At 46.2% G+C, this 16,280-nt stretch carries 9 protein-coding genes; 4 read left to right on the forward strand and 5 right to left on the reverse strand.

Going from position 1 to position 16,280, the window contains the following annotated elements:
• The first annotated feature begins 700 nt into the window (after positions 1–700).
• Both LZ23_RS09265 and LZ23_RS09270 read left to right on the forward strand, forming a co-directional pair.
• The gene (locus tag LZ23_RS09265) at positions 701–1,684 is read left to right on the forward strand and encodes a proline iminopeptidase-family hydrolase (RefSeq protein WP_052507267.1); all 984 of its coding nucleotides are present in this window, start codon (positions 701–703) and stop codon (positions 1,682–1,684) included.
• Positions 1,685–1,790: 106 nt separating this feature from the next.
• Positions 1,791–4,958: a PAS domain-containing hybrid sensor histidine kinase/response regulator gene (locus tag LZ23_RS09270; protein ID WP_045213571.1), complete on the forward strand. Its 3,168-nt coding sequence runs from the start codon at positions 1,791–1,793 to the stop codon at positions 4,956–4,958.
• A gap of 451 nt (positions 4,959–5,409) precedes the next feature.
• On the opposite strand, the gene LZ23_RS09275 is transcribed toward LZ23_RS09270, so the two are convergent.
• The 3 genes from LZ23_RS09275 to LZ23_RS09285 are packed head-to-tail and all read right to left on the reverse strand — an operon-like array spanning position 5,410 to position 9,285.
• Positions 5,410–6,282, reverse strand: coding sequence for an undecaprenyl-diphosphate phosphatase (locus tag LZ23_RS09275; RefSeq protein WP_045213572.1), 873 nt, complete (start codon positions 6,280–6,282; stop codon positions 5,410–5,412).
• A gap of 18 nt (positions 6,283–6,300) precedes the next feature.
• Positions 6,301–7,551, reverse strand: coding sequence for a M48 family metallopeptidase (locus LZ23_RS09280; protein WP_045213574.1), 1,251 nt, complete (start codon positions 7,549–7,551; stop codon positions 6,301–6,303).
• A gap of 30 nt (positions 7,552–7,581) precedes the next feature.
• Positions 7,582–9,285 carry a YgiQ family radical SAM protein gene (locus tag LZ23_RS09285; protein ID WP_045213575.1) on the reverse strand — a complete coding sequence of 568 codons (1,704 nt, stop codon included), beginning with the start codon at positions 9,283–9,285 and terminating at the stop codon, positions 7,582–7,584.
• 1,199 nt (positions 9,286–10,484) lie between these two features.
• On the opposite strand from LZ23_RS09285, the gene LZ23_RS09290 reads away from it, so the two are divergent.
• Complete coding sequence (locus LZ23_RS09290) at positions 10,485–12,476, forward strand: BCCT family transporter (protein WP_045213577.1); 1,992 nt, start codon at positions 10,485–10,487, stop codon at positions 12,474–12,476.
• 157 nt (positions 12,477–12,633) lie between these two features.
• Here the strand turns inward: LZ23_RS09290 and rpe are convergent, their stop codons facing one another.
• Both rpe and glpX read right to left on the reverse strand, forming a co-directional pair.
• A complete protein-coding gene (gene rpe, locus LZ23_RS09295; protein ID WP_045213579.1) occupies positions 12,634–13,314 on the reverse strand; it encodes a ribulose-phosphate 3-epimerase in 681 nt (226 codons plus the stop codon).
• A 5-nt stretch (positions 13,315–13,319) separates the two neighbouring features.
• Positions 13,320–14,309: a class II fructose-bisphosphatase gene (glpX, locus tag LZ23_RS09300; RefSeq protein WP_045213581.1), complete on the reverse strand. Its 990-nt coding sequence runs from the start codon at positions 14,307–14,309 to the stop codon at positions 13,320–13,322.
• 382 nt (positions 14,310–14,691) lie between these two features.
• Between glpX and LZ23_RS09305 the strand changes: the two genes are divergently transcribed.
• Positions 14,692–16,197 carry a HAMP domain-containing sensor histidine kinase gene (locus tag LZ23_RS09305; RefSeq protein ID WP_045213582.1) on the forward strand — a complete coding sequence of 502 codons (1,506 nt, stop codon included), beginning with the start codon at positions 14,692–14,694 and terminating at the stop codon, positions 16,195–16,197.
• Positions 16,198–16,280: the final 83 nt, after the last annotated feature.

A 16,280-nucleotide genomic window follows, 5' to 3' on the forward strand; every position in this document is an offset into this window, starting at 1 on the left:
AAGCCCCGCAAAGTCCTGAACTTAGCATAGACACAACCAGACTCACCCCCACAGAGGCAGCCCAGGAAGTATTTCTGTTTCTTGAAGAACAGGGATATATCAGGTGAAGATGGTTTAACTCTTCATGATGGGTTTGCCCACAACCCAACTTAAACAATGAGCGTTAAGTTGGGGCGATAATTTGATTTTCAGGCTGAAGGCTGAAGGCTGAAGGCTGAAGGCTGAAGGCTGAAGGCTGAAGGCTGAAGGCTGAAGGCTGAAGGCTGAAGGCTGAAGGCTGAAGAATTCGCATCCTGGACTTTTTTGCTCTTGTCAAGGTTAAAAAACTTCTTGTTTTTCGGTGCAGGATTGAAATGGTAAGTTACTGATACAGATTTTTCTGACCCTGATTTTTACAAATTGCAAATTGCTTTTTTTGCAATACTTTAGTAACTTAATCCTGAAACTCTGTCATAAAAAACAAGAACACTTAAACCGCAAAGGCCTCAGAGTTAAAGACAATAAGGAAGATATATATTTTTGAAAACCGGGCATCGGTTTTCAAAAAGGCTCCCTTTTCATTTGCCGTTCCCCGGCAATTGAAAAAAACTTCTTTCTTCCTTTGCGCCCTTTGCGTCTTGAGTGAGTCTTCGAACGGGCGGTTAAAATATCTTTTTTTGGGTTGCGGGTACAACCCGCATTAGACAAGGAAATTTTTACTATGAACAAATCCGAAACAAAATTATCTGCTCCGGCAGCATACTTAGACTATTCTGGGCGAGACGATGTACTTAGCGGGGGCGTTAAAATGGTACCAGTTGACACGCCTCACGGAAAATTCCGGGTATGGACAAAACGGATCGGAAACAACCCGGACGTCAAGGTACTGCTGCTGCACGGCGGGCCTGGAGGGACGCACGAATACCTTGAAGCCTTTGACAGCTATTTTCCCGTTGCAGGCATTGAATACTATTATTACAATCAGCTGGGATCAAAGTACAGTGATCAGCCTGACATACCAGAACTATGGGAAATAGACAGGTTCGTGGACGAGGTGGAACAAGTACGCAAGGCCCTTGGACTCCAGAAGCAGAACTTTTATCTTTACGGGCAGTCATGGGGTGGAATTCTGGCCATTGAGTATGCTCTTAAGTTTCAACATAACCTTAAGGGGCTGATCATCTCAAATATGATGTCAAGCATGCCAGCCTATAATAAATACGCCTTAGACGTACTCATTCCATCCATGGATCAGGCAGCAGTAGCTGAAATCAAGAAAATGGAGGCTGAGGATGATGTGGAAAATCCCCGCTATATGGAGCTGCTGATTGAGCATCATTATATTCACCATGTATTGCGTATGCCGCATGACCAATGGCCGGATCCAATTGACCGCGCGTTCAAACACCTCAACCCCAAAGTCTATATTCCAATGCAGGGGCCCAGCGAACTGGGAGCAAGCGGCATACTGGCAAAATGGGACCGCAGCGCTGAACTTGAAAAAATTCTAACACCCACTCTTGTAGTTGGATCACAGCACGACACCATGGATCCAGAGCATATGGCATGGATGGCTGACCAGATCCCCAGGGCTCGTCATCTGCACTGCCCCAATGGAAGCCATATGGCTATGTATGACGATCAGCAGGTTTACTTTGATGGCCTGGTAAGATTCATTTATGATGTTGAGAAAGGAAAAATCTGAAGAATGGTAACAGGTTAGTTCGCTTGGTGGAGAAATAGTTTTTCAGAAACGTATAATGCTGCCCAAGCCAGCAGAATAATTCAGAAAGGATCCTTTGGGGTGTTTTATGTCCGATAATTTTCAAGATGATGCTCAGAATGACTTAAACGATGCCCTCCAAGAGCTGCGTGTGCACCAGATCGAGCTCAAAATGCAAAATGATGAGCTGCGCAGAATACAGGAAGAACTGGAACAAGCGCGCCTTCAATACTTTGACCTCTATAACCTTGCTCCTGTTGGATATTGTACTGTTGATGACCAGGGCATAGTTCAGGAAGCCAACCTGACCCTGATAAAAATGCTGGGGTTAGAGCACGATAAAATCCTGAACAGACCATTAGCAAGGTTTGTACATAAACAGGATCAGCAGGCTTTTTACAATTCTCTCAGATTATTTCTTCATGATCAGGAAGTCATGTCCTGCGAGGTCCGTATGTACGGCCAGGGACAAAGTTTGTTCTGGGCCATGCTTCATGGCAATGTCAGGAACATGTCGGATAAAGCACCATCCTTTAGAATCGCTGTCACCAACATTACTGAACGGAAAAATGCTGAAGCTGAGCTGCAGCAATATCGCAAACACCTGGAACAGCTTGTAGAAGAGCGGACAAAACAATTACAGATGGAAGTGCAGGAGCACAAAAAAGCGAGAGAGAAAACGCGAGAAAGTGAAATAAAGTATCGACATCTCTTTGAAAGTGCCGGGGATGCTGTGTTTGTGGCTGATGCTGCATCAGGCATGATTGTAGATGCCAACCAGTATGCACTGGAACTTTCTGAATATTCTCTGGAAGCATTGCAAACCATGCATCAAACTCAGTTGCATCCCCTGGAGGAAGCTCATGTGACCCGGGAATTTTTTTCAAAACATACTTCAGGAAGTATGTTCCTGAGCGAACAAATTCTTGTCACGGCTTCTGGTTTGCACATTCCTGTGGAAATTAATGCAAGGGGCACTTTTGAAGCTGGAGGAAGGCGGCTTATTGTGGGTATTTTCAGGGATATATCCGAGCGTATTGAACAGGACACTAAACGCAAACATTTGCAAAGTAAGTTAAAAGCCTATCAGAAACGACTCTCCTATGCTCAACGTTTTGCCCGTGCCGGAGCATGGGAGTTCGACTTTAAGACCTCTGAGCTCTATTGGACTCCTGAATGCGAAGCTCTGTTCGGGCTGGATGAAGGAACATTTCCCGGCACCTTTGAAGCCTTTCTGCAGTTTATTCATCCTGACGACAGGGAATATGTTCTGAGGGTAAATGAACCAATGCTAAAAGTTCATTCTGAAAAAACCTTTGAGTACGAGCACCGTATTTTAACCAGATCCGGAGAAATGCGCTGGGTCCGGGAATCAGCAGGAGTCGTTGTCGATGAAATAGGAAATCCACTGGGGATCACTGGCTTGGTCATAGACATAACTGACCAGAAGCAGATGGAAGAATCCTTAAAGAAAAGTGAAAAGCGTCTTTACAATTATATTGAGTATGCACCATACGGAATCATGGTTGCTGATAGAAACGGCAGATTTATTGCTGCCAACAGACGCGGGTGCAGGCAAACAGGTTACAGTCGTGAAGAATTGCTGAATTTGGGTATCAGGGACATTATTCATCATGAAGACATGGAACTTTTCTGTAAGCATTTTAATACCGTGGTCCAGAAAGGACATTCACACGGCGAAATGAGGTGTTCACGTAAAGACGGCACTGTGCGTGACTGGTCCGTTACAGCCGCAAAAATAAGTAACAATGAATTTATTGGCTTCCAGGAGGAAATTACTGCCAAAAAGCAAGCCCAGCGCGAACTGCTTGTGGCCAAGGAACAGGCTGAACAGGCCAGCAAGGCTAAATCAGTTTTTCTGGCTAACATCAGTCATGAACTGCGCACCCCCTTGAACTCTGTACTGGGTTTTGCCGACATTTTACAAAGAGATACAACTCTGACCCCGGAACAGGTCAGAAAAGTCCAGTTGATTTCCAGCAACGGCCAGAACCTGCTGAGGTTGATAAATGATGTCTTAGACATGTCCAAAATCGAGTCCGGAAAAGTTTCTCTTAATTCCCGGGACTTTATCCTCCCTGCTCTTTTGAAAGAAACAGCAGGTATGTTTCAAGCCATGGCTGAGGCCAAGGGTCTTTTTTTGGGCCTGGAAATAAGTAAGAAAGTACCCAGGTTTATTCATGCAGATCAGGACAAATTGCGACAAATTATCATAAACCTGCTGGGCAATGCTTTTAAATTTACAAGTTCAGGCCACGTGATACTTAGAGCAAGCGCTCCTGATACACCAGCTTTGCATCAGGGATCGGAACTTAAGATTATTATTGAAGTGGAAGATACCGGACCTGGGATTCCTGAACAAGACAAGGACTTGATTTTTAATCAATTTTACCAGGCCGCCGCAGGCATTGAATCCGGCGGGACTGGACTTGGCCTGCCCATCAGCCGTGAGTATGCAAAACTCATGAATGGCAGCTTGACAGTAGAATCAAACCAGGGTCAGGGCAGTCTATTTCGCTTAGAAATAAGCGTGCTTTCAGCTTTGGATGAAAACAGCCCTCACACAGAAGAGCAAAGTGTTGCAGGCCTTAAGCCTGGCAGCGGCCCCTGGAAAATACTGATTGTGGACGATAAACCAGATAATCTGGCCCTGCTTTCAGAAATGCTCCTGCCAGTGGGGTTTGAAGTCAGAAAGGCGTCAAACGGAGCAGAGGCACTGGATGTCTTTCATGCATGGCAGCCTCAAGCAGTGCTCATGGATATTCGCATGCCGGTAATGGATGGATACGAGGCCACCCAGAGGATCAAGGCTACAGATTACGGCAGCAAAACATTTGTACTGGCCGTCACTGCTGGAGCATTCGAAGATGTAAGGAAAAAATGCTTTGAGGCCGGTGCAGATGCCTACCTGTCAAAGCCCGTTAAAAGTGCTGAACTGCTTGACATTCTAGCAGAGAACCTGGGGCTGGAATATATTTATGCCGACTGCCAGATCGTAGGCTTTGAAACATCTAAACAGATGGAGCCACAGACAGTGAGTCCTGATCTCCCCCAGGAGCTCATTGATGAAATAATTGAGGCCACAAACAATGGTGATATCTTTCAACTCAAGGAACTTACCCAAAAGGCTGAACTGCATAATAAAAAGGCTGCAGCATTTTTGTTGAAATTTGTAGATAGTTTCAACTACAGTGCCATATACGAATGGCTGGGAAGCACTAAAAATTCTGATTAAAGTTTAATGCAGACAGCTATTTTCTATAATCACTTCACCCAGGCGGCCCGTGTGAAAAGCTTCTAAGTAACTAAAACCAAATAAGCAATAAATTCAAAGTATTATGGTTTTGCCATACAGATTACTTCGGTCGCTTAGGTTCCCTCGTGGGTGACAGATTTACAGCAACCACATCCCTGACACCTCAGCTGTCATTGCGAGCGAGTCTTTTTACCCCGTTGAATTCACGCAGTGTAGGCGCAGCCATTCAACTGGGGCGAGCGCGGCAATCTCTAACGTGTTAAGGTTATTACCTCTTTTTTTGTGGCTTAAGCCACATTTCAAAGAAGCGGCTGGAGCCGCAAGAGTAAGACGTCCCCGGGCTGGAGCCTGGGAACGAGGTGTCAGATTCTTAAAGTTACTCGCAGGTTCGATCCCGGGCCCCCCGGTGAGGAGCTTACAAATTTAAAAATCAGTGTACTGCCGATGTTATGGGCATAAGCCCGAACCACACCAGCAAAGCCAGTAACCAGAGATAATATGAAAAAATCTTAAGCCTGGCTGCGTAAAGAAGTTTTAAAACCAGATGCAGGGCAAAAGTGCCAACTATTGCCGCGCTCACAAAACCAGTAAAATAGACCTCCCACCCCAGCATTGAAGGAAATTCATCCATGAAAACTTCAACCCCCTGCAGCAGGGTTGCAGCCATGATGGTCGGGATGGCTATAAAAAAGCTGTACTCTGCAGCCCAGCGTCTTTTCATGCCGCAAACAAGCGCAGTGACAATAGTTATTCCACTGCGGCTCAGACCCGGCATTAAAGCCAGCCCCTGAGCCCCGCCAATGGCCAGTGCGTGCCATATTTTCATCTGTTTAAGTCCCAGTTTTCGCCTGCTCAATACATCAGTCCACCATAAAAGAATCCCGGTCAGGCAAAGGGTAAAACCCACCGCAAAAGGAGAACCAAAAACAAGCTCAAACCCTGTTTTCATGGTCAGCCCCATAACGCCGGTCACAAATACCGAGAGCATGCCCAGCAGAAATAAACGTATTGACAGGGGCAAGGGACTCAAAGCCTTGCTTTGCATAACATTTTTACTGGAAACAAGCAGATCACCCAGGAAATGAAACAGGCTTTTATGAAAAACAATAACAATTGAAACCAGGGTTCCCACATGCAGTACAAGATCAAGCAGTATCATCTCCGCACTGTTTGGCGGGGGAAGATCGTAGCCCCTGGACAACAGAAAATGCTGGGTCAGAACAAGATGTGCAGTGGAACTGACCGGGATGAACATGAAAACCCCCTGCACAATGCCCAGAAGAAGCGCTACCACTAATGACATAACTACCTCACTGCAAAATTACCCTGATTGAAGGGCCTTGATTCTTTCAAAAAGTGTGGGATGAGAATAGTAAAAGCCACTGTATAATGGATGTGGCGTAAGGTTGGACAAATTCTTTTCACTCAGCTTCAAAAGAGCCTGACTCATTGGTTCACTGCCTGTATGTTCACGGGCAAACCGGTCTGACTCGTACTCATGTTTGCGGGACAGCATGCTGAAAAGAGGAGACAGCCAGAAAGTAAACAGGCCGGACAGAAGCCCAAACAACAGCAAAGCTGGACCAGGCCCGGCATGGTCTGGGTCAAAGCCGAAAGCCTGGATAAAAAAGGGCGCGTTCAGGAGCAGATTAAGCACCCATAAACCGGCCAGACTCATGCCGGCGGAAAGCGCCAGCATTTTGGGCACATGCCCTTTCTTATAGTGCCCGATTTCATGAGCCAGCACTGCTTCAAGTTCATCATGAGTCATCTGCTCAATGAGTGTATCAAAAAGCACAATTCTCCTGAACCGGCCAATACCTGTAAAAAAGGCATTGGAGTGTCCTGATCGCTTGCTGCCGTCCATGACCTGGATACTCCTGGCCTTGAATCCGGTCCTTTGAGCCAGATCCATGAGTCTTGTTTTGAGTTCATTGTCTTCAAGAGGTGTGAGTTTGTTAAACCAGGGTAAAATGATCATGGGATAAAGAATCATCATAACAACCTGAAAGGCAAAAAGAGCCATAAAGGCCCATATCCACCAGTATTCACCCAGCCTGGAAATGAACAGGATAATCAGGCTGATGATGAGAATGCCCAGAATAAGACCGATAACCAGTCCTTTAAGTTTGTCTGTTATCCATAACTTAATCGTACTTTTGTTGAAGCCAAAGCGTTCCTCTAAATTGAACCGGGCGTAGTAATCTAATGGAATGCCGAAAACTGACATAATGATAATCGCTGTTATAATATACGCGCTTTCATAAAGGACGTAAAAATCTGCTCCAGGTATGCTGAAAAAGGCATAAAACCAGGGCAAGGCTCCAGAAAAAAGGACAAGCAAAAGGATGGCAGTATCATAAAATCCACTGACAAGGCCCAGTTTTTCTTTGGCAATAGTATATTGTGTGGATTTCTGGTATGTATCCCTGTCCATAACTTCAAGAATCTGTTGCGATGGAGAAGCGCTGCGCTTGCGCACTTCTGCCATGTTCAGCAGTGTCAGAAAAGTTTCCCAGGCCAGTTTGGCCAGAATCAAAAACAATATCAATATGATTATAAACGTTTCCATGCTTTTATCTTTTCTCCAGGTTAACCAGGTTTACTTCTTTCGTTTCAGAGCAAGCTTTTGTTCCTGTTTGCCTTTTATGCCTTTTTCCGACCACACCTTTTTTCCGGTAAAAGGATCAACTCCGCAGTGATACATAATGGTGGATCTCGTAGATGGAGCAGGAGTAAAAATCTGCACCTGCTCCGGGCTGAACTTGAGGTTGGTCTGAGCAAGCCCGGCAAATTCCTTCATATCTCTAATTGTGCATCCCGGATGGGCAGCTATTACATAACATGAAAGGTGGACATTGCGTTTGAGCTTAGATGCCAGCCTGCGGTACAATCTTGCAAACTCCCATACATGGGCAGACCTGGGCTTGTTCATTAGCTTGAGAACATGGTCAACAGAATGCTCAGGAGCTATCTTCATCTGCCCTGACACGTGATGTTTTATCACCTGTTCCAAATATGATGATCCATGCTTTTTATCGCTCAAAACGAGATCAAAACGAATTCCAGAGGCTATAGTTATCTGCTTTGCATTGGTCAATGCCCGAAGACGGTTCAATAGTCGTTTCTGCTTGTGGTGTCCATGCACAAGTCTGCTGCAGACTCCGTCATACCCTGTGCAGCGTCTGTCCTGACAGGGCTTTCCACTGGCCATTAAAGAGCATCCTGAACCATACATATTGGCTGTTGGCCCGCCAACATCGTTTATTACGCCCTTTTCCTTGTCATGCCCAAGCATGTATTGAGCTTCCCTGACTATACTGTCCATACTTCTGCTTATTACGCTTCTGCCCTGATGAATGGCAATGGAACAAAAGGAGCATTCTCCGTAACAGCCGCGATGGGTGGTGATGGAATTGCGAATAGTATCCATGGCCCTGACATGACCCTGACTCTTATGCATTGGATGGACCTGGTTAGTGTAGGGCAGTTCATAAATGCGGTCCAGCTCCTGACGGGAAGGCAAGGGTGCCGGCGGATTCTGAACAAGGAAGCGTGATCCGTATTTCTGAGCCAGCGGACTGCCCCCTGGTCCTGTACTGTTCTGGTAAAACAGCCTGAACATGTCGGCCATGGTTTGTTTATCTTTTGGAATCGCATCATAGTCCGGCAAAGCAACACTGTTCTCTTCCGGTGCATTTTGCATAACACATGTACCGCGAATGCCCTCAAGGCCCTGCCCTGCACTCAGTCTCCCGGCAATTTCCAGCACAGGCGCTTCACCCATGCCATATACGAGTATGTCAGCCTTGGCATCTAAGAGAATACTTCTGCGAATTTTGTTTGTGCGCGGATCATAATGGGCAGTTCTACGCAAACTGGCTTCAATGCCTCCCAGAACTATAGGAACTGTATTTTTAAAATGTCTGCGAATAAGATTGGAGTATACTATACATGCCCGGTCAGGCCTGCGGTTGTTCTTGCCGCCTGGTGTGAAGTCACATGATCTGCGGGGCTTGCCGAGAGACGTGTAGTTGGCGATTTCTGAATCCACACAGCCAGAGCTGACTCCCCAGAAAAGACGGGGTTCACCAAGGGCTGTAATATCTTTGCCTGTTGAGATGTCTGGCTGGGAAATTATACCTACACTATAGCCCTCAGCCTCAAGTACCCTGCCGATGATTGCTGTACCGCAAAAAGATGAATCTATATAGGCATCGCCTGTTATCAAAACCACGTCGGGTCGGGATATTCCTCTGTGGTGCAGTTCCATCAGATTAGTGGCAAGAAACTTGTGATTGTTCATGATTTGATGCGATTTGATAATAATCCTTGTTTGTGCTAAACTGAGATGTTGCAATACTGTAGCTTTACAAATAGCTCTCTGTCTTTGGATATAAGCTTCTCACCCGGGAGGACCGGGACCCAACCTGTGAGTAACTGTCTTTAAAGTGGAGCCTGCATCCTGCAGGCTATTTAATTCCAGGCGGTTGGAAGCCGCCTCCACCTTGAAAAACAGTCCCATATTTGGAAATTGGGACAGTCCCCGCGAGGTACTATAAAAAAGATTGATGCTGCATTGGTTCCTGGAAGAAATTTGCTTTGATGAAAAAATCTACACAGCGAGGGACAGTCCCCCTCCGGGCTGTAAGCCTCCGGGCAGGAAGCTGTACCAAGCGTAAAGCTCTCATCTTTGACGGAACTTTTCTGGCAAATGTGCATCAATCATAAGCAAAAATCGAAAAATATGAAAATTGTAAACGTTTGATTTTATTAGCAAAACGATTGTAGTTACTTGTAAGCTCTTCACCCGGGCGGACCTGGACCGAACCTGTGAGTAACTTACACCACTCGTTCCCAGGCTCCAGCCGCTTCTTTGCAATGTGGCTTAAGCCACAAAAAAAGAGGTAATAGCCTCAACACGTTAGAGATTGCCGCGCTCGAAGACTCGCTCGCAATGACACCTGAGGTGTCAGGGATGTGGTTTCTGAAAACCTGTCACCCACAAGTGAGCCTAAGCGACCGAAGCAATCTGTATGGTAAAACCATAATGCTGTGAATTTATTACTAATATGGTTTTAATTACTTGTAAGCTCCTCACCCGGGCGGCCCGGGACCGAACCTGTGAGTAACTTTAAGAGCCTGTCACTTTTCTGGAAATTGGGACAGTCCCCGCAAGGTACTATAATAAAGCATGATACTGCATTGGTTCCTGGAAAAAATTTGCTTAAATGAAAAAATTTACACAGCGAGGGACAGTCCCTGTGCCAGGCGCAAAGCTCTCATCTTTGACGGAACTTTTCTGGTAATTGAGAATCAATCATATGTAAAAATCTTAAAATTGTGAAAACTATAACCGTCTGATTTTGTTGATAATTTGGTTTTAGTTACTTAGAAGCGATTAACAGGTACGGCTCAACTATCTAAAATAACTTATAATACCCTGAGACCCTGCGCCTTAGCAAGGCAGGGAATGTTCATTAACCTTTAACGGAGGATATTATTTTGAATGAAAAGAAAACTGTAAGTGTTGCAGGTTCCTGGTATAGAATCAATCCACCTGTCTTTTTTGGTTCTGCCGGAATCACACTGATTTTTCTCATCTTTACCCTGCTCAATCCCGAGAGGGCAGCAGATCTTTTTGGCAGCATACAGGGCTGGATTACCACCACTGTTGGCTGGTTCTACATACTTTCAGTTGCCACTTTCCTGCTTTTTGTTATCTATCTCGGTCTGTCCAAATTCGGCACCATCAAACTCGGCCCGGACCACAGCGAACCCGATTATACATATATTTCATGGTTTGCCATGCTTTTTTCAGCAGGCATGGGAATTGGTCTTATGTTTTTCGGTGTTGCTGAACCGGTTATGCACTACATGAGTCCACCTGTAGGAGACCCTGGCACTGTTGAAGCCGCAAGAGAATCCATGAAGATCACCTTTTTTCACTGGGGCGTGCATGCATGGGCCATATATGCTGTTGTGGCCATTTCTCTGGCCTATTTTGCTTACAGACACAACCTGCCCTTGACCATACGCTCTGCCTTTTATCCTTTGATCGGAGATCGGATTTACGGCCCCTTAGGACACGCCATTGACATCTTCGCAGTTTTTGGAACCATGTTTGGCGTAGCTACATCTCTTGGTCTCGGAGTAATGCAGGTTAACGCAGGTCTGGAATACCTTTTTGGCGTACCCAGTAATGTTTATGTTCAGATGGTTCTTATCGCAATCATCACTGCCATGGCAACTGTATCAGTTGTACTCGGTCTGGATGGAGGCATCCGCAGACTCTCAGAGTTGAACATGATTCTGGCCATAACCATAATAGGCTTTGTGCTCATAGCCGGGCCTACAGTCTTTCTCATGCAGGCCTTTACCCAGAATGTAGGGGCTTACATTGCCGACCTGATACCAATGACCTTTAATCTTTATGCTTATGAACCCACCGGTTGGCTCGGAGGATGGACACTTTTCTACTGGGGCTGGTGGATTGCCTGGTCTCCCTTTGTGGGCATGTTCATAGCCAGAGTATCCAAAGGCAGAACTATCAGGGAATTCGTTGTCGGCGTTCTGATGGTGCCTGTAGGCTTTACTTTCATGTGGATGACCTTTTTCGGCAACACTGCTTTGCATATGATCCTGGTAAAAGGCATTACTCAACTTGGTGATGCTGTTTCAGCAGATACCACAGTTGCCCTTTTTCAGTTTTTTGAGCATTTGCCCTTTTCAACTCTGGCCTCAATTATTGCCACTATCCTGGTTGTCACCTTCTTTGTAACCTCCTCTGACTCTGGCTCACTGGTTATTGACATGCTAACTTCAGGCGGAGATGACGATGCACCGGTCTGGCAGAGAATATTCTGGGCCTGTTCCGAGGGTGCTGTTGCCGCAGTTCTGCTTCTTGCCGGGGGTTTGGGAGCATTGCAGACAGCCACCATAGCCAGCGCCTTACCCTTTACAGTTATCATGCTGCTCATGTGCTGGGGCCTTATCAGAGCATTGCGCATAGAAGTAGTCAAAAAGATTACCTTAGAAAAGGCAACCCTTATGCCCAGCACTTCTTTTCAGGGCCCAGACGCGTGGAAAAAGAGAATCAAAACTTTGATTCATCAACCCACCAAGACTGAAGTGGACAAGTTTATCCAGGAAGTATCCAGACCTGCCCTTACAGATGTTGCCCAGGAACTGAAAAATCGCAATATGGAAGCCAGAGTGAGGGATAGTGATGACGGCAGAATATGGTTAGAGGTTCTGCATGATGAAGAAATCGACTTCTTCTATTCAGTCCGGCCGCGTCCGCACACTCCGCCGGCTTTTGCTTTGCGAGACACCAGGAAGGACAGAACTGAAAAACTCAAGTTCTACCGTGCTGAAATCCACCTCAAGGAAGGCGGACAGGATTACGATGTAATGAACTGGACCAAGGAACAGATTATTACTGATGTTCTTGACCACTATGAGAAACACCTGCAATTTTTGAATGTTGTCAGGTAGCTCATAGCTGGTAGCTCATAGCTGGTAGCTCATAGCTGGTGGCTGATAGCTGTTGGCTCATGGCTCATGGCTGACAGCTGGTAAATGTGAGGGCGAAACTTGTGTTCGCCCTCATTACATAAAAGGCAGGCTTCATTAGAAAGTACTTTGGCAAGGATCAGCTGACATCTCCTGCAGCAGCATGCTCAAAAGTTTTCAATCTCTGATCATAAGGCGGAAAACCAAAAAATGCTGATCCTGACACTAAAACATCTGCACCGTTTTGCACCAGCTCATAAGTATTATCAGGAGTTACACCACCATCTACCTGGATCAGAACATCAGTTTTATGTTCACGGATCATGGATTTTAAGCGAGAGATTTTCTGCATGCTGAAAGGAATGAATTTCTGCCCGCCAAAACCCGGGTTGACGCTCATTATAAGCACCATATGTAATTGGGGAAGAATATATTCCAGAACTGAAAGCGGAGTATGAGGATTCAGAGAAACAGCCGGTTTTGCACCTAATTCTGCAATTCTGGAAACAGTCCTTTCCAGATGGACGCAGGCTTCTGCATGCACACATAAAAGATCAGCTCCTGCTTCCACAAAATCCTTGAGATACTTGTCAGGCTTTTCAATCATGAGGTGAACATCAAAAAACAGACCGCTGTTTTTCCTGCAGGCCTTGATAACAGGAGGTCCAAAAGTAATATTGGGCACAAAAGCACCATCCATGATATCCCAGTGCACCCAGGAAACACCGGCCTTTTCGAGTTTGTCCAGCTCTTCACCAAGTCTGGTGAAATCAGCAGACAATAAAGAAGGTGACATGATAACGGGTTTGCTGTTTTGCATAAATTTTACCTGTATTTTATGGCGCTGATGCGCATGAGTTTGTCAAATGAATGCAGGCCCTCTATTTTTCTGAAGGTTCCGGTCCTGCCGCGCATGACCATGGAATGGGTCAAGGCTCCTTCGCCGGTAAACTGTACGCCTTTTAAAAAAGTGCCACCTGAAATTCCGGTAGCAGCAAAAAAGACATCATCGCTTTGAATCAGCTCTTCCAGAGTCAGTACCCGGCTTAAATTATAACCTGCGTCAAGCAGGGCTTTTTTTTCTTCGTCAGACTGAGGGTCCAGCATCCCCTGCATTTCACCGCCCATAACCCGGATGGCTGCTGCTGCAAGAACGCCTTCCGGAGTTCCGCCTGTGCCCATCATGACATCAACATCTCCCCAGGGAGTAACTGCCATGAGCGCGCCAGCAACATCTCCGTCAGTATGGAGCTGAATCCTGGCCCCAGACTGGCGTATCTCAGATATTAGATCCTCATGTCTTGGCTTGTCCAGCACAAACACTACCAGATCATCCACTGCCTTGCCGATGGCTTTGGCAACTTTACGCAGGTTTTCAGCCACAGGCATTTTTATATCCACATGATACTTGGCCTGGGCCGGAACAACGAGTTTCTTCATATAATATGCAGGGCCTGGATTATACATAGTGCCTCTCGGAGCAAGGGCTACTACTGCAATGGCATTGGGACGGCCAAAAGCCAGAAGCCTTGTTCCTTCCACAGGATCAACAGCAACATCCATTTCCGGCCCCCTGCCGGTACCGAGGGATTCTCCATTATAAAGCATGGGAGCCTCATCCTTTTCTCCTTCGCCGATAACAACAGTGCCCTTAATATCCAGTGCGCTGAAACTCAATCTCATGGCATCTACTGCAGCCTTATCACCTTCATTTTTATCACCACGCCCCAGCCAGCGTGATGAAGCCAGTGCCGCAGACTCAGTCACCCGGACCAGATCCAGAGCCAGATTTCGTTCTGGTGCTTCACGTATCATTACTACCTCCTTGGTTGGGTAAAAATTTTCGTGTTCTGCTACGCCCATATCAGGGGTGTTGAAGAAAGCTATTAGTTAACTGATTACTCAACTGTCAAGGCAGGTTCTATTTTTCATCAACAACGCCAACCATGTACCCTGAAGTCTCAAATTTGCTGGTAAATGCCGAGTTAGTAACTTACCATTTCAATCCTGCAGAAACTAATAAGACAGTTTTTTAACCTTGAAGGAGCAATAATGCTCAGGAAACGTATCTTCACCTTTCAACCTTCAACCTTCAGCCTGAAAAGTAACGATCCTTGTTTAAATTGGGTTGCGGGTACAGCCCAAGTTAGACAACTGGCTCTTGATTTTCTTTCATAAATTATGCACAGTATGACACATGAGTATATTTAGACACACTTTTTTTTACCGGATAAGTGCTTTTTTCTCCAGAATAAGTTTAAGAGCTGCACTGGTTATGTATGTAATTATACCTTTGGCTCTTGCCATGCTCCTTACAGGCCACCTTGCCCTGCGAGCCCTGGAAAAGAACATTGAAAAAAATATGCAAAGAGACCTTGAGCTGATTGCCAAGGCCCTTCAACTGCCCCTGAGTTACGCTTTGGAACGTGAAGAGTCCCGAGCCATATACAGTGCCTTGGATTCCGCATTTTCCATTGGAGAAATATACAGTGCCTCGCTGTATGATCATGACGGAAGCGAAGTCGCACTCGCTGGAACTCTTGAGTCAGACCCTGAAAGCGATAAACTCATTGAACTTATCGATGAAGGTGAAGAACATGGCGGGTATGGAGACGTAGCAGGCAGTGAGGTTTATTCCTACTTTATTCCATTGTCTGATTCGGGAGGAAAAGTTAGCGGCATGCTTCAGCTGACGAGAAAAGAAAGTGACTTTGTGGACTATATCAGGATCGTCAGGCAACAGGGCCAGGTAGTTCTGGCTCTGGGCCTGCTGGTTATGACCGGACTGGTCCTTTATGGTCAGAACCGGGCTCTGGGAAGACACTTTAACAATCTCATCAACAGCATGTCCAGAGTGGCAGGCGGGGATCACCAGCACCGCTTCAAAATGGGCGGACCAAGGGAGATTCAGGCCATTGGCAACCAGTTTAATCATATGCTTGACAGTATGTATGAAGCCCAGAAAGAGCTTAAGGCAAGGCGCAAAAAACAGGAAGAACTGCAGGAACAGCTCAGAAGGTCAGAAAAGCTTGCAGCCATTGGCCAGCTCTCTGCTGGGATAGCTCATGAACTTGGCACCCCGTTAAGCATTGTCACTGCCAAGGCCCAGAAGGCATTGCGCAAACACAATCTTTCTGATGACTTAAGTGCTACCTTTGAAAGCATCAGGGGCGAAGTCACCAGAATGGAATACATTATCAGGCAGCTGCTGGATTTCAGTCGCAGTTCCAGCATGCAGAAGAGAACTGTTCGCCTGGCCCTGCCTGCACAGTCGTCTCTTTCTGCTGTATCTGAAGAAGCTTCCAGAATGAACGTTACCCTGCTGGAAGACGGACCAAGACGTGATATCGAAGTTTCTCTTGATCCCATCAGGATAGAGCAGGCCATTGTCAACCTGCTGCGCAACGCACTACAGTCTGCCGAGGGCGGACGAGTAAAACTTTCGTGGGGCAAAGATGACAAATATGTCTGGTATCAGGTTGATGACAGCGGATCAGGCATACCCCAAGGTATTCGACCCAGAATTTTTGAACCGTTTTTTACCACGAAAAACGTGGGGACTGGCACAGGTCTGGGGCTTTCTGTTGCTCACGGCATTGTGGAAGAACATAAAGGAAAGCTGCTGGTACAAGACAGCCCTCTGGGCGGAGCACAATTCAAAATCATTCTGCCTGATACGGACTGTGCCCACAACTCACATTAAACAAGAATCGTTAAGTTGTGGATAGCTGAAAGCTGAAAGCTCAAGGCTGAAGGCTCAAGGCTGAAGGCTCAAGGCTGAAGGCT

Source organism: Desulfonatronovibrio magnus (genome assembly GCF_000934755.1).
Classification (GTDB): domain Bacteria; phylum Desulfobacterota; class Desulfovibrionia; order Desulfovibrionales; family Desulfonatronovibrionaceae; genus Desulfonatronovibrio; species Desulfonatronovibrio magnus.